Source organism: Sphingobacterium sp. GVS05A (genome assembly GCF_019969845.1).
Taxonomy (GTDB): domain Bacteria; phylum Bacteroidota; class Bacteroidia; order Sphingobacteriales; family Sphingobacteriaceae; genus Sphingobacterium.
In genome coordinates this window covers 285,652-305,699 of sequence record NZ_JAHXYR010000004.1, presented here as the reverse complement: position 1 = coordinate 305,699, position 20,048 = coordinate 285,652, and the positions used below count along the sequence as shown (strand labels likewise).

The window sequence follows — 20,048 nt, the reverse complement described above, 5'->3', positions numbered from 1 at the left end:
TTTTTTATTCTTCAATATCAACGTCATTGTTTTTAGCAAAATCCAACCAAAAGTTGTATTTAGCTGCATCTGCAAACGTTCCATTTTTATAGTAATACAAGAGACGATTGACGGCATAAGCATAGGCAGCGTTTTCGTTTGCTTGTTCATAGTAACGCAGAGCCTTCACCATACTCTGTTTTACGCCCCAACCTTCTTCATACAAAATACCATAATAAATCGCAGCATACTGTCCGTCTTTATCCTTTTTCAGATAAGGTAATAAATTGGCGTAATCTTTCTGTTGGTAATAAATTTCGGCTACCTGCGCATCGTTAGTGATGCCATCTTTTTCAGCCTGCTTAAAGTAGTGTAAGGCCTGCACATAATCCTGTTCCAGATGTTCCCCTTCATAATACCAGTTGCCAAGATTGCTCATTGCTTGCGTTTCCCCAAGTGCTGCAGCTTTTCGGTAAGCCTCTAAGGCTTTGGGAATATCAAGCGGAAGGCCGAGGCCCGTAGCATAGATGAACCCTAAGTTCGTCCAAGCTTGTGCATGATCCTGTGCTATAGCCTGCTTGTAGAAGCCGATCGCTTTAGGAATATCCAGAAAATCTTCATGATCTGTATCGCAATAGATATTGCCAAGAAGGTATTGACAGTCGGCGCTACCTCGGGAGGCACCGATAGTCAACAAAGGTATAGCCTCAGCTATCTTACCGGCCCAATTTAGTTTCCGCGCTTTTTCGTATAACGTCTCGTTATCAAGATAAGATTCGTACCCCGCTCCTTTCCGTTTTGTCCATGCTTGATAAAATTGTACAAAGTAGCTCTGGTCTGCTCCCTGCAAATTATATTTTTCGGCATACAAACGGCTAAATGCTGTTTCAGGAAATTCAACAACATTTCGTTTTAGATCTACATAAAACAGCCTTTCTCCTTTAAATAAGAGTAAGAATTCACCTTCGCTTCGTTCCGGATGTGGATCATGAATCGGCGCACTGACATAATCGTAAAGTTCGCTACAGAAATTCACTTTTGTATCAAAATAGCGCATTCCTTCGGATTGCTGGATACGCATAAAGTCCATATAGCAATATTCGATTTTTAGATAAGCCGGATCAGGTTCGAGCAGCCATTGATCAAGATAGGCTTCATATATTCCTTGCCCTTCAGCACAGGCGACAACAAAGACATCTTTTCGAAAGTTTTTAATGCTATCGACCAAGATTTTATCAATAGATCGATCGACTAAGCGGAATAGATCATGCGTGAGTGCGTAAATCTGCCATTGTTTATTTTTCAGGTATGCGATGCTACGATAATCATCCAGGACGATGATACGATCAATCTCTTCATCCAGCACAGTGCCATCAGGTTTGATGATTGAAATCTTGCGCTGCAACTTATTGGGTTTGATCCAGAAATAGGCATTGGGAAGAGCCTGTAGGCTATCTTCCAGAAAACTGCCCAAATAGTGACCATCCATACGAAAGTATTTCCGCTTCATGGTACCTTTTTGCCGCTTATAAAAAAGCTTACTGTAATCGTATCCAAAAGGTTCATCCGCCGATTCGGTAATAACCTGTGTTCCATCAGCAGCAAAAAGAAAATAGTGATCACCTTGCTTTGCATTCAAAAAACCACGGGCAAACCAGTCCAGATCATCATAGGCAGCAGGTAATGAAAGTTGTTTGCTATCAATATTCAATATACCACGTTTCCCTTCGATTTCAACCTCAGCATAATTAACCCCATCAATAACATGCGCGTCAAATGCCTCAACGTACTGACAGGATACGATCTCCTCTCCCCGCTCATTGATGTAACCAAATAGATGATCCAGTTCAACCACAGCAATCCCTGCTTCATTGAACTCAAATAGCTCATCATATTTCGGAGCTACCAGGATATTTCCAAGAGCATCCTTTAATCCTTGTTTTCCATTTTCTTCAAAGACTTCGGTTCCCTCCTGCTGAAAAGCATGTTCTTCCCACAAGCCCAAACCATAGTTAATCCAGTCTGTCTCGAGCATTTCCAGAAAAGTATCATAGCCTGATAATTGCAAGATCTTCTGAAGAGGATCCAAACTCTGCTGCTCAAAGGCCTGTGTGTATAAAGCTCCCGTCGTCCTAATCTCATCAACCCAGTCACTTGCCTGTTCTGTATGTTTCTCTACATTCATATTGAAGACATCCCGTCCATCGATTTGAAAGGTGTCGAATGGTAAGCTTTCCAAAAATTCAAACATCTTGTTAACCGGTTCAGCATACTTCTTTTTGTAATGCAATTGATAAACATCAGCAAGCAGCGCATAAAAATAGCGTAACCTTGCAATACCATCTTCCTTATTAGCATAGAGCTGTGTTCCTTGGGAACGGATACCCGAAGAAAATAGCGGGAACATCAGGGCTGGAATTTCATAATTCCATTCGGCCAGATGTGCTTCAAATGTTTCTTTTGTTTTAGGATTTACGTTATATATATAAATGCGATGCGCCATAACCTTATTGCTCGATAGTCTTAAAATAGATCGTGCTTACCTCAATACGATGAAAACGGCAAGCACTGTACCTGATGCAGTAAAAATACAGCTATTATTAAATATTCTGCTTAGCGGAAAACAGGGATTTTTCCTTTTGCTAATTCTTACTTGCAAGGGCAGTTTGCCAGGAAAAGCAATTTGAGATTCAATGCATTCCTATTGATGACATCAATTTTCGGAAATAATATCCAGTCTATAGAAACCCGCTCGCTTATCATGCGGTGCTCCATAGAAAAAATTCCGAAAGTATACCTGCTGATCTCCATTCCAAAAAATATCTTTTAAAGTGCAAAACTCAAAGTTATCATTCCAGTCCAGGGGAATCTGCGCATAGGTCAGATAGACCTCATTTTCCTTTTTTTGCAAAAAGTAACTGGAGCATTCCTGCCCGTTAAACATGCCATTCAATCTATATTTCTTATGCTTAGAGAAATAAACATAGTCTAAATTACCGATTTCTTCAATATCCCATTTCCCCCGACGCAAATCAAGTGCCTGATCTGTTGTATGTCCTCCCTCCAACAACAAAATCTCTTCCGATGGAAAATATTTCACAAACATATTCTCCAACAGATCAATGGTACCTTCTGTTTTTCCGGCCGTTAGTAAGCGACCATCATTAAGCCGTACCTGAGCAATTACATTCCCCTCCACCAATGTATCAATTTCCATGACCTTACCTGGAGTATAGTCTCCAAATACGACACGGCCTTGCAATAGCTTTTTCGCGACTTTTACATCGCTGATCGAAGCGATGGTATCTCTCTTATAATCGGCCTTTTGCTGTTCCTTAAAAAAGCTGATGGAATCTATCTTATAAATTTTGATCATTTTATCCTGAAAGACAAGCGAATCGACCGCTGGCTTTTCACTTACAATAGCCTCCTTTATTGGAGGAGAAACAGGATTTTTTACCTTGTTTTGTTGACATGCCATACATAGCGACAAAACAATACCAGCGCAATAAAGTACTTTTTTCATCTGTATAAATTTGTTTATTCATTAATCAATTTTCCCTTTAAGGCATTCATGCTGCCTTCGGCGGTTTCAATTGTGATGAAGCGATCAGATTTATTCATCGAGTGTATGTTTTAAGCGGCATTCATGAGCTCGCTTTGCTCGGTTATTCATTCCCCAGTGCGATTGAATAAATCATGATGGTTTCATATTAACAGATAATTCACCATTAAGATATTTCAATCTAATATCGTATTTCAATCACATAATAGGAAAGGTAAGTCAATTTAAGCGCTGTGACAATCGATATTCGGCTTGTAAACTCCAAATATTGAAATGGATAAAGGCCCATGTTGTTTCATGAGCCTGATGGATAAGGTAAATTTTTAGATTTCGAAGTAAAATCCTGTTTCTTTGAGTTCTTCGTATTTTTCTTTATCAAAACTATAGATTTTTGCCGCTCTGGCATGTCTATCCTTTTGCATGTCGCTATGGTCGATCAACAGATCCATGCTCAGTATCTTTTTGCGAAAATTACCGCGATCTATCGAACGCTGCAGAATTGTTTCATACAATTTGTGCAGGTCAGGTAAGGTAAATTGTACCGGCAGCAGTTCAAATCCGATGGGCTGGTAACGGATTTTACCTTTGAGGCGTTCGACCGCAACAGATAGGATCTGCTGATGATCGAAAGCCAAATCAGCGACCTCCTCCAAACTAAACCATTGCACCGCATCGATATCAAGTCCGGCCTCCAGGATATATTCGTTAGGTTTAACTAAAGCATAATAGGCAATACTGATGACCCGCCCCCGGGGATCACGGTTTAAATCCGAAAAGGTATAGAGCTGCTCAAGAAAGATATTGCTGAGCCCAGCTTCTTCGGACAATTTACGTAGCGCACATTCATCCGCAGTTTCATCCTCCTGAATAAAGCCACCGGGAAATGCCCATTTCCCTAAGTAAGGTTCTATCGCCCGTTTGGTTAATAACAGTTTAAGTTGATTTTTTTCAAAACCAAAGATCACACAATCGACTGTAACTGCAGGTCTGGAGTATTCGTAGTTATATGTTTTTGGAGTACTGACCATCTTGTTATAAAATTACGTCTGTGGACTTTTTGATCTGTATGCCGTATTTTTCACGCAGTGAGTCAAAAGCCTGCAGTGTAGACTCTTCGAAACCAGCAATGGGTGACATACAGTCTATCAGTAGGGTAATGCGGGACGTAATCGCTTTATCCTCTCCAAAATATTCCAATACCTGCATTGCAGATGCCAATACACAATGACTTGATGCCTGTCCAGCAAGATAAATGGCATCGTAGGCCTCGATAGCCTCGAGCACGGCATGATTGACAAATTTATTGTCATCGTATTCGGCTTTGATGATACCGTACATTTCAGTGTAGGGATCCTGTCCTTTATAGACCAATAGGGGTTTGACTTGACGTACAGCGCTGTGAAAATAGAGCATATTGGTAAATTGACTTTCCAATTGCGCCCCCGAGCTGCCCTCTAAACAATGATAGGGCCAGATGCAAAGCTCCTTTTTCCCTTCGGTTTCTAAATTTTTAAGATACGCTAGAGATTGTTCGGCTGTGTCCGCATTGGCGACAGTCCATGTTCCATCGATAAGATCCTTGTGACGGATGACCGTAAAAGGTTTGGGCTGATTTCCTTGCGTATCCACCCACCAGTCTGCATGGAAAATCTGCAGCAGTGAATGACAGTCAAGGCTGCACATGACCTGTGTCAGAGAAGCCATATTGTTGTACATCCATTGGGTCAGCCGTTGTACATCAGCACGCGAACCAACTACCGGTAGACTGCCAATGGATTCCATAAAATCGTTTTGTACATCAATCGCCAAAAGCAGTGTACGCTTTTTATCCGATGCAGCAGGCAGGATTTGCTCCTGCCCAGCCAATGACAATATGGACGGAATATGATCCCTTTTTTCGGATGCGATCTCTCTTACATCAACAATCTGTTCATATCTTGTTTTCATCTTCAATAATGTATGTATTGTATGTGTCCTAAACCTAATTTTTTCCTATCAGCTCTACTTTTTACTAGCCTTTGAAAGTTGGAATCGCAGCAAACTTATGAGCAGACTGTTGTTGACGTCTACGGATCAGTTCATCTATCGTCGGGTCACCGGATGTGCCAGTCAGAATAAATCCGTCAATCTGTGCATAGCTCATGCCCAATTCTTCTTCATCTGTCTGTCCTTCCCATAGACCTGCTGAAGGACTCTTACATTGAATGGATTCGGGGACACCTAGGTATTTTGCCAGTGTATATACTTCTTGCTTGGTCACCATGGCCAAGGGATTAAGATCATAAGCGCCATCTCCCCATTTGGTAAAGTAACCTACGGTCGCTTCGGCCATATTGCCGGTACCGATCACAAAACGGCTTCCCAATTGAGCAAATTGATACAGGTAAGTCATGCGGACCCGTGGCCGGATATTGGCTAAGCTCAAGACACGGTTGGATTCGCTTGAAGCTGCAATATAGGCTTCGTTATTGATGGTCAGCGCATCGACCGCTGGTTTGATATCAAAGATATGGTACGGGAAATCAAATTTGTCAATAAGCTCCATCCCATGTGCATGACTCTTGCTATTGTTCATGTCGCTACCATAGGGCATCATGACCAAATGGACATCCACCTTCGCCAAGCGACATAGGCAAGCAACCACACTACAGTCAATCCCGCCGCTCATGCCCAGTACCAAACCCTGACGGTTTGCCGCATTCACTTGTCCCGCAATCCATGATGCCATTTGTTGTGCATACTGTTCAACGTTTTCATCATTGATGAAAAACGGTTTTCTTAGGTTATTTTCCATATACTCTTATTGATTCTGTTTGTAATCTATTTCTTATTTCCTTAAAACTAGTCGTGCTGACAAAGGCCCCATCCACAAAACATTCTTTGAGCAGGTTGCTATCATTCAATTGTTCGATGGTCGTTGGATTGAGATCGTCTATCAAGTGAAAATCATTATTTTCAAATACAACGGCAACCATACCTTTTTGGGATTTCTTAAAATTACCAGTGTCTGTGGCCGGTCTTTTTTGAATAGCTTTAAACTGACCGTCAACAATTTCGGCCGTTCCCTTTAAAGCGAAGCCAAAGGTATCTCTTGTGACATACTGATAGGTATAGGATCCTATTCCAAGTATTGTGTTGGTCGAGGCAAAACCTTTCGCCATCAAACCTTCACAGATCTTAGTTGCCCGTTCCACGGTGATGGAGTCGCCATATACAACACCAATATGTGGATCAAGTTCTTTGAAGCCTTTCGCATTGACCGTCCCGCCAAAGAGTTCAAATAAACGTTCGACAATCCCTTTTTGAACTGTTTCGTTGTCAGCCTTCGGATCACCACAAATAATTTTAACAGGATCGCCACTGTCTGGTCGAATGACAAACTTGCCTTCCCGTCCCATGATCAGATCTTTCAATTGTGGCAATACATGATCCACAACATACCATAGGTCATAGGTGTCGGACACAATAGAAATGTTTCCGCTGGGATAAACCTCCGTAATCAAATGCCGGAAGGCTTCAACCTCCTGTTCACCGTAAGAACACATCACACTATGCTCTGTTGAAGGCGTGTACATCATGACATCACTTGTGGCACCGTAATAGGTTTTGAGGTATTCCCGAACGGAGAGTGTTGCGGAAACACCGAAGCTTAGTAAATGCCCACCTGCAGTGCGATAAGCCGTTTCGGGCGATCCCATACCGCGCATAGAGAAGTCTCCAGCTTGGGTGAATACTTTATTGACATCACCTGTTTTTTCAGCAAAACCTGTCAACAATCGCTTGTATTGATCAGCGATAGTCGCAGCGGTCATTGGTGACCAGATATAAGCGGAGAGTTGCGTTTCAAGATAACCTGGCAACCAGAAGAAATCTGGATGGGTATTCTCGATCGTAAACATCGGCACGCCTATCGGTACGAGACTCCCCTCTTTCAAGGCTTTCACCTTAATAGGAAGATAACCCAAACGATGTAAAGCACGTATATGTTGTGACTGATGTGTACTCGCAAAATTGCTATTGGTCATCGCGAACACTTCACGAATGGCTTCTTCATACTGCGCGACAACTGCTTCCTCAGGTTGGGCGAAAAAATATTCATCGAAAGAATTACTGATCTCCGCCAAAGCCCCCTGCAATCCAAAGAAGGCAACATGGCTTATTCCTACGATCCGGGACATCCGGGGAGTCCAGGTTTCGTATACCCATTCTGTATGTGCTGGATATTGATCCTTGTGACACAATTTGTAACCGTCCGTCCAGAGAATCGGATTTTTGATCATTGCTCTAAACATTGCTTTCAGTTGTTAAGTTGATATAATTTAATTTCGGATGCGTAGTGTTCATCATAGAATCTGTGGTGAAAACAAGGTCGATCGGTGAATCTTCCTCCAACAAAGTACCTTTGAAAATCCTTGACTCACAATGAGTCACCAACAGGTAGATTTCACTTGCCCCCATCTCCTTTAGAATTTTTCCCGCCCAGAGAAATGTTCCACCTGCAGAACATAAATCATCGACAATTATGCATTTGGCACCTTTTACAATGTTACCTGTTTTTAATTTCATCGCTTCAATACGTCCCGTTTGTGGGTTGCGTTGCTTTTCAAAGACACAGGCATCTTCGTAGCCACTATTTAGATAGCGTGCTGCTGCCCCTTTATCCGGAAATACAATTCGGTCATTATCTGAAAATTCGAGTTTTTCCATTAGTTTCGGCAACCAATCTAGCGCAGGATAGATCGCTACACTATTTTCCAGTAATGTGAGGGTTGTTTCGGAATGTGGCTCAATAACATAAACTTTATCAAACTGCAAACTATTGATAAATGCAGCGACATATTTTAGGGTAAACAGGTCGCCCTCAATTTTGCGGTCCATACGACTATAGGGCATATAACGAATCCATAATTTACAACTCGCTCCTGCTTCTTCAAGTCGCTTCTTGACAAAAAACAAACGGATCAAATCGCCATCTTCTTGATAGGTAAATTCTAGTAGATTATCCGCTTTGATCCACTGATCGAAATCCTTCACTTTCGTTTCACCATTCGGAAACTGTTCGGTGATGAGCTGATGTTTATTTAATATAATCATTTTTCTTTTTTACAACCACTCTAGTTGAGTACTTTTTACTCAACAAATATGCGTATTATTTTCACCTTGACAAAATTTATTGAGTACTTTTTACTCAATAAATCAAAATAAACACACAAACACCTAATTTACAGTTAAATAACTTTTATTAAAACCATCTTATTTATTAATGACGCTTAGTAAAAAATCACAGTTTTACCTTCTGTGCATCTAAACATAAGCATACAAACGCTAAAATTCGCTTGAAAATGAGAAACACAAAACGACCAGGAGGCCGTATAAAATTAGCTGAATACAGGGATAGTATCTTTCGCTGAAAACCAGATCTTTGTCTTTAAGACAAACAGTCAAACGAATTGATCACAACCGTTGACTGCCAAAAGAACAAAATATTCGCATGAACAAAGCAAATTTAATCAATAAGGATATTGAAACTATTTTACAAACTGAATATCAAGACATCACGCAGTTGGTCGAAGATTATCAGGACGTTCCGGTCAGTGAGGAAAATCAGGAAGCCTTATACGCCTATAACCTGCTTTACATGAATATACATTCCTTATCGGAACAGGAATATCTTGATGCGTTCAATCAATTGGGTGAAAAATACCCAAATTACGGTTTAGCGGCAGAAAATGACCACAATAGAACAATTGCCGAACTGGAAAGGTTGAAACAGGCGTTCAGCCAACTATGCTTACAAACCGAGCAAGGGCAATATTTACTTCAACTCAAACTCAAGAGTATTGATCTGGACATTCAAGTATATCGAAAACTGATGCAGTTGCCCATTACTCCGGCCATTCAAGCAGAAATAGATCTACTGGAATCAGACTCCTACAAACTTATAGATGAGATCGAAGCAATTTTAATACAATATGTTGATGAATAAGATGTATTTCATTCGAGCATTGCTCTTGCGAGCATCAACGTATATATGCTGTTTATTCGTTAGTCTAAGCACACTCTTATTGCCGCAGGAGACTTGGGCGGTTTTGCCTGATCAACTCCAACAGCAATCGTTCAGTCCCTATTCAATCAATGACGATGGCTATTTACACTATAATCTACAGGTAAATGATAGCAGCTATCTTGCTATAGCACTGAATCTGCATACCCTATTCCCTGGTACAAACGTCGAGAATCTTAGGCTGAAACAGTATGAATTAACTGACTCAGAACTTAAAATCAGTAGTTATCAGGGAGTTTCTGTTTCCGCCAGCTATCAGATTATCGATAACAAAATCAAGTTATTGACGACCAAAAACTGGCCCTCAAAACTTACATTAAACAACCATTTGTTTTCCTTGAGCTTCATTGAAGAGCTGACAGCACTATTTGCGGCAAACGATTTAGAGCAATTAAAGCGACTCAACTGGGGGACCATACCTAAAGAAAATATACTCTTGTTTCTAAGCCAATTGAACGATTTCTCCAACACAGCAGAATTTGGTTACAATGCAATTCACAATATGTTAGCCAATAAAAACTACGCTGTGGCAAAGTTTTTTTACAACTCATTTCTGACAAAGAATAAGAATTTCAATGACTTTGAATTACTTAAAATGGCGATTGAACAGGACGACTTGGATTTTATCAAAAAAACATCCTTAAACAGTTTAAACATCTGGGGTATAGATGAGGTCAAATTCGACTACAGTTTTACACAATACACCTTGCTTGGTAAAGCAATACAACAAAAAAACAAGGTTATCGCACGCTATCTTTTGGATCATGGTGCTTCAACAGAAAAGGCATACAAAGATGAAACAGAAGTACTTAATGCAATTCGCAGAGCAGGTGAAAGCAAGAAAGCTATCTGATCTTTTTAAATAAAACAACACTTATCACACATCAAATTATCTATCAATCTAATAACTCTAAACTTAAAAACAATTCATAGCTATAAGATAAGGATAACAACTTATGATATACACTAATTCTGGCAGTATAGGGATTGAATAACAGCATAACTATTTAAGTGAATAACAAGATTGAAAAATCAATTCATAATCAGCGCATACTAACAACAGCTAAAATAACGTTACCAAAATAAGGTGATACAGATAAATCTATAAATTATGCCGATACGATTCGTATCTTACTGGAATAAAAGATGATAGCAGATAATATGATCCTATTAAAAAAATTACACCGATGAAAAAAATAGCTGTATTTGTCCTGATAATCATTTCCACGCTGCTGATCGGGCGATCTTATTTCCGGATTAATGCAACGAAAGCTCAAAATGGATCTTTAGATAAAAAAGTTAAAAGTAGCGCGATGCTCCCCCTGTTAAAAGATGGAGATATGATCTTTCAGTCATCCATCTCGCCACAGTGTAAAGCTGTGCAACTAGCCACGGGTTCTCCTTACTCTCATTGTGGTCTTATTTTTCATGAGGATGGAAAACCTTACGTGCTGGAGGCTGTTCAACCCGTCACAGTCACCACCTTGACAGATTGGATCGCTCGAGGAAAAAACAAACATTATGTCATCAAAAGGCTTAAAGAAGCAGACAAAGTACTATCGGAAGAAATTTTAGCTAAAATGAAGGGAATCGGTGAGGGGTTTTTGGGTAAAAACTACGATGCCACATTCGAATGGTCGGACAGCAGAATTTATTGTTCGGAATTGATCTGGAAAATCTATCAGCGCGGTGCCGGAATCGAAGTAGGCAAACTGGAAAAACTCAAAGATTTTGACCTCAGTAGCGCCGAGGTCAAAAGCAAACTCAAAGAACGTTACGGCAATCAGATCCCTTTGGAGGAAACAGTAATTTCACCGGCATCTATTTTCAATAGTGAGCTTTTGACAACGGTAGCGAGCAACTAAACAGCCTTACACGATATCAGCCGCCAAGCTAGTCTAGTTTTTGCAATTTAACGGGTGTGCCCCCATTCAATTTACTCTGTTCCGCAGCGTCAATAAAAGCACAAATTGCTAAGGTTTCCCGCTCATCCACCGGACTTTGCCCAGTTTGAAAAAAAGGAAGTATACGATCCAACAAGGGGCCATAACCCATAAATTGCCCCAGATGAACAATCTGATCTTTCAAAAAGACTGTGCCACCAAAATCATCCGTCCCTTCCCGGATACCGCGAACCGAGGCAATTCGGCCATCATCCCATTGACCAATGTACATGGAAGTCCCCCTTTCCTGTACCGTTCGCACCGTTATACAGCCCGGCCCCATTAAGGCAAACAACATTTCCACCGCATGAATTCCATACCAATACAAATCCTTGTGCGACGGATCCGTGACAGCGGGACTATAGACATCGGCTCCAACAACTTTACTCTTATCAAGCTCCTGCAGGCCGACAATGTAACGTAATGAACTGGAGGAAAATACAGGACACCCGTACTTCCGGGCTGCTTCAAATATTTTTAGCGCATCGGTATACGAATTGGCTATAGGCTTGTCGATAAACAATGGTTTTCGAGCCCTAAGAACTTCAAGAGCCTGTTGTAAATGCAGGTTGCCATCATTCGTCTCCAAAAACACATAATCCACTTGTTTGAGCAGCTGAGCAATACTGGAAACGACCGAGACGCCATATTGCTGAATTTCGGCCGTAATCTTGGGAATACGCCCCGCGCTAAGCGCGATTGTTTTACTGCCGTAAGGATAGGCCGCAACAACCGAAAATTGCCTATATAAACTATCGGCACTGGCCGTATTGATCGCTTTTGTAAAAGCAATGGCATGTGTACTGTCCAAACCGATAATACCGATTTTTTTCTTCTTCGGCTTTGTTAATATCAGGTTGAGTCTTTCCTCCGAAAAATCGGCTCTTGTGTGAAAAGAAAGCCCCAACGGCAATAACGAAAGTAAGAAATGCTTTCTATCCATTGGACTCATTCAACAAAGAAACAGCACTATTCACCAAAGCCGAAATCGCCGTCTTAAATGCTTTTTCATCAAGATTGAACTGCGGATTATGAAGCCCATATTGGGTATTGATCTGGTCATTATTCGTGCCCACCAACATAAATAAAGATGGGTACCGATAGGAGTAATAAGCAAAATCTTCTGCTGCCATCCAGATTTCCAGATCTTGCACGACTTCGTTTCCCATGCTCCTTTGTAGGATATTTTTTACTTGCTGGGTCAATTTGGGATCATTATTCAATGCAGGATAACCATGACGCACTTCCACATCTACTGTCGCTCCCAAGGCCTCGGGCAATGTCCGTGCAATTGTTGCTACTGTCTCCAATGCCTCCTTGCGCCAGGTTTCATCCATGGTACGAAAGGTACCAGCCAACTTCACCTCGTCGGGAATGACATTCGCGGCACCGTCTCCGATAAAACGACCAAAAGTCAATACAGAAGGGATATCTGGGTTTGCTTTACGGCTGACCAGCTGCTGTAAAGTGGTCAGCAACTGAGCGGCAATCATAATCGGATCAACGCCACGATGCGGCTCCGCCGCATGACCGCCACGTCCTTTAATGGTAAAATAAAACTCATCGCTTGAAGCCATAAACCGCCCCGGACGTAAACCTATTTTCCCTAAAGGTACACGCGGACTGACGTGCAAACCCAAAACCGCTTTAATCTTTCCACCGAAAGACTCCAGGATACCGGACTCCAGGATCTGGATCGCACCACCGGGAATCTTTTCTTCCGCAGGCTGGAACAAGAGCACAATTTTCCCTGAAAACTCGGCTTTATATCCCTTTAAGACTGTAGCGACACCCAATAGATTTGCTGTATGAAAATCGTGACCACAAGCATGCATAACACCCTCATTTGTGGACTTATACAACACATCATTCTGCTCGTGAATAGGTAATGCATCAATGTCGGCACGCAAAACCACGATATCGTCACTTGAGGGCTTTTCGCCCTCAAGCACCGCAACTACGCCTGTATTGGCAACAACTTTAAATGGAATATCGAGCAGGGTTAACCGCTCCTGGATATAGGCACTCGTCTTATATTCCTGAAAAGACAGCTCAGGGTGCTGATGAATATGCCGGCGGATCGCAACAATCTCCGGGAAAATAGCTTCAATTTCGGTGTCTAGTTCTTTCAACATAGCATTCATCGTCGATGTATTGATAAAAAACATATTTCAGTTACGATACTTTCATAAGGAATCGTCCAACAAGTTAGGTTAAAAATAGCGCACATAAAAATACAGCACCATCACTGTAATAATTATCCACCAGAGGGTTGGATTCCGAAAGCCACGATAAGAGGCTTGATCCCCTTCGGGCATCTGAAGCGAATCGCGTGTCAATATCAGGTTTTTCAGCCGCGCTTCCGGAACGGCCGGTGTACATAAACTGACCAATACACAGGCGATCATGCAGGTCCAGAACACAATGCCCGTTCTATTAAAAAATGGCATATCTGGAAGTACATATTCCAAGAGCAACGAAAGTGGAATGGTCAATAAGCCAGCCGTCAACGCTCCCTGTGCCGTCGTCCGCTTCCAAAACACACCCATCAGAAACATCGTAGCTATACCCGGTGTAAATAAACCATACAGATTCATCAGGTAAAGGAATACCGGTTTGTCTGAATAACTAATCAATACCACAGCGCTCATAATACCAAGCACAATAATGACGACTCCAGCACGTTTACCAAAACGTATCGCTTGATCATCAGAGGCATTTTTATTGATGTATTGACTGTAAATATCTACTGTGAGTATGGTTGTACAGGAATTTATAGCGCCAGAAATATGGGACATAATCGCAGAGATGAGACCAGCCATGACCAGACCGATCAGACCTTTGGGCAACAGCGTTTCTACGAGCGTCGCAAATAACAGATCCGGTTGATCTAAATGCGGTAAAAATTTAGGCGCTACCAGAGCCGGAATCGTTATGATCAGCGGGACCAAAAATTTAAGGTAATCACCGAAAATAACGCCCATACGGCCATGCCATTCATTTTTTGCTGCCAATACGCGCTGAACAATAAATTGATTGGTCGCACAGTAGAATACACTGATACAAAGCAAACCGCCTAGATACATTGTCCAGGGAAAGTCGGGATCGGAAGCCGGATAGAACATCTTCCAGTCTTTGGATGATTCCACGACGGACTGAAATCCGCCTGCCGCATTTATGGTTGCAAAGGTCAGGACGACACCGCCGAGCACCAGGATAACCAGTTGAACCATTTCGGTCCAGATAACGGCTTTCAGCCCTCCTAACACGGTGTACAAGCCCGTCAAAATCGCCATTCCAAAAATACTATACAGAATGGGAATACCAAATAAAGCATGTAATGAGAGTCCGCCCAGATAGAGCACTGCACCGATTTCTACAAAAACGTAGGTAAATAGGATCAAGATCGCATAGAGCACGCGAGTGGCATTTCCATATCTTTTTTCAAGATATTCGGGAATTGTATAAAAGCCATTGCGTATGTAGAAAGGCAGAAATATCCAAAGCAGTGCATTAAAACCGATCAATATAGCACCCCATTCCAAGGTGATGGCCACAAACCCACGGCTATAGGCTGCCCCCATGGCGCCGACAAGATGATGGCTACTGATATTTGCGGCAATAATACTCCCGCCGATCATCCACCAGGGCAACTTATCTCCTGCCAAAAAATAGTCCCGTTTGGACGAGGAACTTTTCTTCGAGGCATATAATCCCAATACGACGATACCGACTATGTATACCGCAAAAATAATGATATCAATCCAATCTAATTTCATCGGTCAGTAATGTTTGAATTCCTAATTTCGTTTGTTCAATAAGTATCTCGAGACTACCCCGTTCGTAGGGACTCTGCCATACGGCATAGATATCTTTATCATAGCATTCCGCTGGCGCAAGGTAGCCTACATAACCGTTGGCTATATTGATAAAGACAATGGTATGGTTGGGATATTCAGCCCGTATAATCGACTGGTAACAAGAGTATGCTTCATTGGCCTGGGCCACCAAAATAGCATCTCCCATTTTCCACAGCCATACCGGAATGGTTGCTTCCCGCTGATCAGCAATGGTCTTGCGGGTATTGTATTTCCGCCAAAGGCGATCTTTCATAACCCGATCCGAACAGCTTTCATACTCCTTAAAAATAGCCTCAAGGCTCGGCAAGTTTTTGTATGGCACTTTTACAGTATGCACAAGCTGCTTGAATTCAGTCGATAATACCTGTTTCTGAAAGCTCCAGCAAGCCAAAGGTGCTCCTGAAATTAAGGCTTTGTCAAACGCCCAACGCTGAGCTGCATGATCCTCCTGGACCAAGGTTGCAAGCACCGCATAGCCCAACTGCCGACCATTTGCTTCTACCAAAGCCGGATCTTTGACGTATTGACGTTTGGGAGCAAGATCCCCCGATGCGCCCTGCAGAAACAAACAGGGAACTTTCAAGACCGCTTCCACCGTATGCCGCATTTCACCAACAAAATCCGGAGAAAGCAGTTCGTTTTCGTGGGCAAAACTCGTCGGATGACAGGCATAATTGCAGATCACCGCCTTTAATTTTTCGGTGTTATCGTAAACACGCCCAAGCAATAAGGTATGATCCGCTTCTTTTAAAGGGTTAAAGCCGATGAGATATTCGCCATTAATTTCCAGATCCCGATTACAGGCCAGATCGCATACCCCATAACTCCAATGTAAACTCCCTTCGAATAATCCATCCTTCGCCTGCTGGACACAGCTGATCGCCTGCGCTTTTAAGAATTCCAGATACGGTGGAATCAACTCACCTCCGGGCTGGTGTATATCCGTAGAACAGATACTGGGGCCAGCATGTGTATGTGAAAGTGTAAAGACCAGCTGTGATGCTGTCAGATTGAAATGATCGAGCAATGCAGAACGCAATACCCGTTCGTCTTCTGCATTTTTCCACCAACCCAGATCGGCTGTCAATATAATGGCAGGCGGGGAATCGACAGGCGCCATATAAAGGCAATGCATAAGCAAGGGCTGGTGCACAGCAACAGCTTGGTCAAAAGTAGCTGCCCCCCAATTGCGCGAATAGATCCCTAAGCTAGGCGTGATATTACATTGGCCAAGTCCAATTTTAGCCAGTAAACCACCTGTTGTTTCTTTTCTTGGATCCTTTTGTTCCATGATCTAAGGTCTAATTAATGAGAGGCCGCCATCCAGTACGATACTTACCCCCGTCATCTGTCGGCAATTGTCGGAGCATATCCAAAGCACCTGTTTGGCTATTTCCTCCGCTTCGAGGATATCTCCCAGTGGTACTACTGCAGCGGCCTTTTTTTGGAGTGCGGCATCATTGGACCAAACCACTTTACTCAAGCCCGCGTTGACATAACCGGGTGCAATTTCGTTGACACGGATTCCATCAATAGCATATTCAAGCGCCATGGTTTGACAAAGCATCCGTAAGCCAGCTTTGGAAACGCTGTATGCCGGCAGGTTCTGGTGCACAGCATGCCCTGCCCAACTGCCCAAAAAGACAATATTCCCCCGGACACCAGTCGCTACAAATGATTTAGCACAGGCATTGGCCAGAAAAAAAGCACCGTCCAGATTGACTGCCATTTCGTTTTTCCAGGCTGCATTGCTGAGCTCCCGAAAGTTTTGAATCGTGACACAGGCCGCATTAGCAATACAGATCGCTATTGCCCCAAACTCCCGCTCTATACGATCAACCCAAAACTCCACCTGATCAGCATCCGTAACATCAACCTGATCGTAAAATAGATTGGTCTGAGATTCATCGAGCGAAGGCCACCGCTCTTTCGCAAGTGCTGGTGCAAAACGATCCGCAATACAGACAATTGCCTCCGCCGTCAGGAAAGCCTCGGCTATTGCCCTGCCAATATCACCAAGTCCACCACTGATCAAAACCACTTTGTTTTTATATTCTGCTCTCATATCTATTTAAATCTACCAGTCCCCAACACTGCCATCTCTGTAAAATGTACGCTGTAAAATTTCTTGTTGGAACGGATGCTTTTTCACCTCCTCTTCATTGATTTCAATACCCAGACCAGCTCTTGTATTGGGGAAGACAATACGGCCTTTTTCTTGCACCGTAAATCCTTCACTGACGACATCTTGTCGCCATTCAACATCTTTGTGAACACTCTCACAGATAATGTACGAAGGTGTTGCGAAGCCCAACTCAATAGAGGCAGCTGTACTTACAGGTCCCTGTGGATTATGAGGCGCCATAGACACACGATAAGCATCCGCCAAAGCAGCTATTTTGCGGGCTTCAGATAATCCACCACAATGTGTAATATCAGGCTGAATAACACTTACCGCACGTTTTTCAAGCATATCCCGAAAAGCATGCACACCGATCAGGCGTTCGCCGGAAGCGATAGGTGTCGCTACTGCCCGTTGGATCAGGGCAATATCCTCCATGGATTCGGGCCAGCATGGCTCCTCAAAAAAGTACAGACCATAAGGTTCTAGCGCCTTGGCAAATTGCATACCCATGCGCGGACTAGGACGTGCATGGCAATCTACCATAATATCAATATCATCACCCACGGCATCGCGCATTGCCTTTACACAGGCTTCAGCATATTTAATCGGGCGAAGCCCTTCCAGGGACATCGTTTCCGGAACAGCCATGGATTTAAAAGCCGTAAAACCTTCATCAACGGCCTTTAAGGCAAGATCGCCAAAACGTTTCGCGTCGTCAGGTGCAGTTTCGTAAAAATCTTCCATTCGGCCACCACCCAAATGACAATAGAGACGGATATAATCCCGTACTCGACCACCCCATAATTCATGACAGGGCACATTATGAATTTTACCTAAAATATCCCATAGGGCAATATCAATACCACTGATTGCCGTTCCGCGGACAATTCCGTTCCCATGCCAAAAATGCTGGCGGTACATCATCTGCCACAGATACTCAATGCGGCGTGGATCCTCGCCGACCAACAGCTGAGAAATATCTTTAATTGCACCAACGACACTTTGTGTATGCCACTCCAACGTCGCCTCACCCCAGCCCCAAAGTCCGGGCTGATCGGTTACAACTTTAACAAAAATCCAATTTCGCATGCGCGCATGGCATACAAAGGTTTCGATAGCGGTTATTTTCATAGTCAGGGTTACAAAGTTTTTATTACACGTGCTGTCGCTTCTAAGGTCCGGTCAATATCATCTTCTGTATGCGCAAAGGAAATACTTCCCTGCTTAATTGCAGCCGGGAAATTAAAGATTCCTTCTTTTATGAGATTTTTGCGGTAGCGGATATCCAATTCGAAATCATGATTATCCAGAATATCGTGAAAATTAAGTGGCGCATGATCCATAAAGTAAGTACAGAAAGCCGAGCCTTGACGAGCGACATAAAATGGTACACCTAATTTAGGAAATATTTCCTGATATCCCTGTTCCAAGCGTGCACCCAGATGTTCAACATGCTTATAGACCTGGTGCTCAGGACTAGAAAGTTTTTTCAATGTTGCAATTGCCGCAGCTGTTGTCAGCGGAAAAGCATTGAATGTTCCCGCAATCATGACCCGCTTGGTTTTATCCGGATCAACAAAATAATCCATGTACTTTTTCTTTCCTGCAATTACTCCCAAAGGATAACCATTCGCTACCGCTTTGCCAAAGGTGGAAAGATCTGGCTGAACACCACAAATGGATTGATAACCGCCTAAAGCATGTCTAAATCCAGTTTTTACCTCGTCAAAGATCAATAAGAAACCCTGCTCATCTGCAAGCTTACGAAGTCCTTCCAGATATCCCGCTTGCGGCTTAACGATACCTATATTCTGTAAAATAGGCTCCAATAAGATGCAGGCTACTGAATACTTCTGCAGTACATAACGAACACTATCCAAATCATTGTAATTGATAACATGCACCAGATCACTGTGGTTTTTGGGAACCCCGGCGCTCAGTGAGTCAAAGGGGTATTCACCGGGACTTTGATAAGATCCGATATCCGCTTTTTGGCTGATCACATTGCAGGCCACATCATTATGCCAACCATTGTATCCGCCCTGCATGACGATGATATGATCGCGTCCCGTCACCGCACGGGCGATCCGGATCGCATGATAAGTAGCCTCGGATCCCGTTGTCGTAATCTGCACACTCTCGGCATTGGGAACTGATGCACAAAATAGTTCCGCAAACTCCCCTTCCAATAAAGTAGGCCCCGCTCCCATCAGCAGCTGCTGCTCCTGAAGCGTCTTCAATACCGCAGCATTGACATCGGGATCATTATGACCAAGAAAGGAAGCTGCAAATCCAGCCTGATAATCGATATAACTATTTCCGTCGATATCCTCCACATGGCTACCTCTTCCCTTAACAAAGCAGATATTGGGGTCCGACTTCCTATTCAACGATACCACACCTCCTGGTATCCATTTTGCATTCTCGCGCAGTATTGCGGCTGATCTTTCGTTTTCTTGCATGCCTATTAAAAGTTTTGCTTTTATTATTTTTATAATTGGGATGACTGCTT

Annotated in this window: 17 protein-coding genes; 3 read left to right on the top strand and 14 right to left on the bottom strand. The window is 42.8% G+C overall.

Translation table 11 applies throughout. From position 1 onward, the window contains the following. Positions 1-4: 4 nt before the first annotated feature. The 7 genes from LC454_RS11790 to LC454_RS11760 all read right to left on the bottom strand — a co-directional run bounded on the left by LC454_RS11790 (position 5) and on the right by LC454_RS11760 (position 8,638). Entirely contained in the window at positions 5-2,482 is a 2,478-nt protein-coding gene (locus LC454_RS11790) for a tetratricopeptide repeat protein (protein ID WP_223582548.1), read from the bottom strand. Positions 2,483-2,692: 210 nt separating this feature from the next. After that, positions 2,693-3,505: a hypothetical protein gene (locus LC454_RS11785; RefSeq protein WP_223582547.1), complete on the bottom strand. Its 813-nt coding sequence runs from the start codon at positions 3,503-3,505 to the stop codon at positions 2,693-2,695. Between the two features lie 362 nt (positions 3,506-3,867). Further along, complete coding sequence (locus LC454_RS11780) at positions 3,868-4,572, bottom strand: NUDIX hydrolase (protein WP_223582546.1); 705 nt, start codon at positions 4,570-4,572, stop codon at positions 3,868-3,870. A 4-nt stretch (positions 4,573-4,576) separates the two neighbouring features. After that, complete coding sequence (locus LC454_RS11775) at positions 4,577-5,491, bottom strand: hypothetical protein (RefSeq protein WP_223582545.1); 915 nt, start codon at positions 5,489-5,491, stop codon at positions 4,577-4,579. Between the two features lie 64 nt (positions 5,492-5,555). Further along, on the bottom strand, positions 5,556-6,338 hold the full coding sequence (gene nadE, locus LC454_RS11770) for an NAD(+) synthase (RefSeq protein WP_223582544.1): 783 nt from the start codon (positions 6,336-6,338) through the stop codon (positions 5,556-5,558). Continuing rightward, positions 6,328-7,836 carry a nicotinate phosphoribosyltransferase gene (locus tag LC454_RS11765; RefSeq protein ID WP_223582543.1) on the bottom strand — a complete coding sequence of 503 codons (1,509 nt, stop codon included), beginning with the start codon at positions 7,834-7,836 and terminating at the stop codon, positions 6,328-6,330. The genes nadE and LC454_RS11765 overlap by 11 nt, the downstream gene beginning before the upstream one ends. After that, positions 7,829-8,638: a phosphoribosyltransferase family protein gene (locus tag LC454_RS11760; protein ID WP_223582542.1), complete on the bottom strand. Its 810-nt coding sequence runs from the start codon at positions 8,636-8,638 to the stop codon at positions 7,829-7,831. The genes LC454_RS11765 and LC454_RS11760 overlap by 8 nt, the downstream gene beginning before the upstream one ends. Before the next feature lie 397 nt (positions 8,639-9,035). Here LC454_RS11760 and LC454_RS11755 point away from each other — a divergent pair, with 397 nt between their 5' ends. From LC454_RS11755 to LC454_RS11745, 3 genes are all read left to right on the top strand, one after another. Beyond that, on the top strand, positions 9,036-9,530 hold the full coding sequence (locus LC454_RS11755; protein ID WP_223582541.1) for a hypothetical protein: 495 nt from the start codon (positions 9,036-9,038) through the stop codon (positions 9,528-9,530). Further along, the gene (locus LC454_RS11750; protein ID WP_223582540.1) at positions 9,523-10,461 is read left to right on the top strand and encodes a hypothetical protein; all 939 of its coding nucleotides are present in this window, start codon (positions 9,523-9,525) and stop codon (positions 10,459-10,461) included. The genes LC454_RS11755 and LC454_RS11750 overlap by 8 nt, the downstream gene beginning before the upstream one ends. A 334-nt stretch (positions 10,462-10,795) precedes the next feature. Further along, positions 10,796-11,473: a YiiX family permuted papain-like enzyme gene (locus LC454_RS11745; RefSeq protein WP_223582539.1), complete on the top strand. Its 678-nt coding sequence runs from the start codon at positions 10,796-10,798 to the stop codon at positions 11,471-11,473. 28 nt (positions 11,474-11,501) lie between these two features. On the opposite strand, the gene LC454_RS11740 is transcribed toward LC454_RS11745, so the two are convergent. From LC454_RS11740 to LC454_RS11710, 7 genes are read right to left on the bottom strand one after another with little or no spacing between them, the layout of a single operon-like run. After that, positions 11,502-12,494 (bottom strand): Gfo/Idh/MocA family protein, encoded by a 993-nt coding sequence (locus LC454_RS11740; RefSeq protein WP_223582538.1) that lies wholly within the window; start codon positions 12,492-12,494, stop codon positions 11,502-11,504. Continuing rightward, the gene (locus LC454_RS11735; protein WP_223582537.1) at positions 12,487-13,719 is read right to left on the bottom strand and encodes a M20 family metallopeptidase; all 1,233 of its coding nucleotides are present in this window, start codon (positions 13,717-13,719) and stop codon (positions 12,487-12,489) included. Before LC454_RS11735 ends, LC454_RS11740 begins: the two co-directional genes overlap by 8 nt. 45 nt (positions 13,720-13,764) lie before the next feature. Next, entirely contained in the window at positions 13,765-15,330 is a 1,566-nt protein-coding gene (locus LC454_RS11730) for an SLC5 family protein (RefSeq protein ID WP_223582536.1), read from the bottom strand. Then, positions 15,311-16,702, bottom strand: a complete 1,392-nt coding sequence (locus LC454_RS11725; protein ID WP_223582535.1) for a hypothetical protein — start codon at positions 16,700-16,702, stop codon at positions 15,311-15,313. Before LC454_RS11725 ends, LC454_RS11730 begins: the two co-directional genes overlap by 20 nt. A gap of 3 nt (positions 16,703-16,705) precedes the next feature. Then, a complete protein-coding gene (locus LC454_RS11720; RefSeq protein ID WP_223582534.1) occupies positions 16,706-17,476 on the bottom strand; it encodes an SDR family NAD(P)-dependent oxidoreductase in 771 nt (256 codons plus the stop codon). Positions 17,477-17,488: 12 nt separating this feature from the next. After that, the gene (dgoD, locus tag LC454_RS11715; protein ID WP_223582533.1) at positions 17,489-18,667 is read right to left on the bottom strand and encodes a galactonate dehydratase; all 1,179 of its coding nucleotides are present in this window, start codon (positions 18,665-18,667) and stop codon (positions 17,489-17,491) included. Positions 18,668-18,675: 8 nt separating this feature from the next. Next, the gene (locus tag LC454_RS11710) at positions 18,676-19,998 is read right to left on the bottom strand and encodes an aspartate aminotransferase family protein (protein WP_223582532.1); all 1,323 of its coding nucleotides are present in this window, start codon (positions 19,996-19,998) and stop codon (positions 18,676-18,678) included. Positions 19,999-20,048 lie beyond the last annotated feature (50 nt).

Bases quoted from the DNA above. Each gene is read 5' to 3' on its own strand.
- LC454_RS11790 (WP_223582548.1), bottom strand. From the start codon at position 2,482: ATGGCGCATCGCATTTATATATATAACGTAAATCCTAAAACAAAAGAA.
- LC454_RS11785 (WP_223582547.1), bottom strand. From the start codon at position 3,505: ATGAAAAAAGTACTTTATTGCGCTGGTATTGTTTTGTCGCTATGTATG.
- LC454_RS11780 (WP_223582546.1), bottom strand. From the start codon at position 4,572: ATGGTCAGTACTCCAAAAACATATAACTACGAATACTCCAGACCTGCA.
- LC454_RS11775 (WP_223582545.1), bottom strand. From the start codon at position 5,491: ATGAAAACAAGATATGAACAGATTGTTGATGTAAGAGAGATCGCATCC.
- nadE (WP_223582544.1), bottom strand. From the start codon at position 6,338: ATGGAAAATAACCTAAGAAAACCGTTTTTCATCAATGATGAAAACGTT.
- LC454_RS11765 (WP_223582543.1), bottom strand. From the start codon at position 7,836: ATGTTTAGAGCAATGATCAAAAATCCGATTCTCTGGACGGACGGTTAC.
- LC454_RS11760 (WP_223582542.1), bottom strand. From the start codon at position 8,638: ATGATTATATTAAATAAACATCAGCTCATCACCGAACAGTTTCCGAAT.
- LC454_RS11755 (WP_223582541.1), top strand. From the start codon at position 9,036: ATGAACAAAGCAAATTTAATCAATAAGGATATTGAAACTATTTTACAA.
- LC454_RS11750 (WP_223582540.1), top strand. From the start codon at position 9,523: ATGAATAAGATGTATTTCATTCGAGCATTGCTCTTGCGAGCATCAACG.
- LC454_RS11745 (WP_223582539.1), top strand. From the start codon at position 10,796: ATGAAAAAAATAGCTGTATTTGTCCTGATAATCATTTCCACGCTGCTG.
- LC454_RS11740 (WP_223582538.1), bottom strand. From the start codon at position 12,494: ATGGATAGAAAGCATTTCTTACTTTCGTTATTGCCGTTGGGGCTTTCT.
- LC454_RS11735 (WP_223582537.1), bottom strand. From the start codon at position 13,719: ATGTTTTTTATCAATACATCGACGATGAATGCTATGTTGAAAGAACTA.
- LC454_RS11730 (WP_223582536.1), bottom strand. From the start codon at position 15,330: ATGAAATTAGATTGGATTGATATCATTATTTTTGCGGTATACATAGTC.
- LC454_RS11725 (WP_223582535.1), bottom strand. From the start codon at position 16,702: ATGGAACAAAAGGATCCAAGAAAAGAAACAACAGGTGGTTTACTGGCT.
- LC454_RS11720 (WP_223582534.1), bottom strand. From the start codon at position 17,476: ATGAGAGCAGAATATAAAAACAAAGTGGTTTTGATCAGTGGTGGACTT.
- dgoD (WP_223582533.1), bottom strand. From the start codon at position 18,667: ATGAAAATAACCGCTATCGAAACCTTTGTATGCCATGCGCGCATGCGA.
- LC454_RS11710 (WP_223582532.1), bottom strand. From the start codon at position 19,998: ATGCAAGAAAACGAAAGATCAGCCGCAATACTGCGCGAGAATGCAAAA.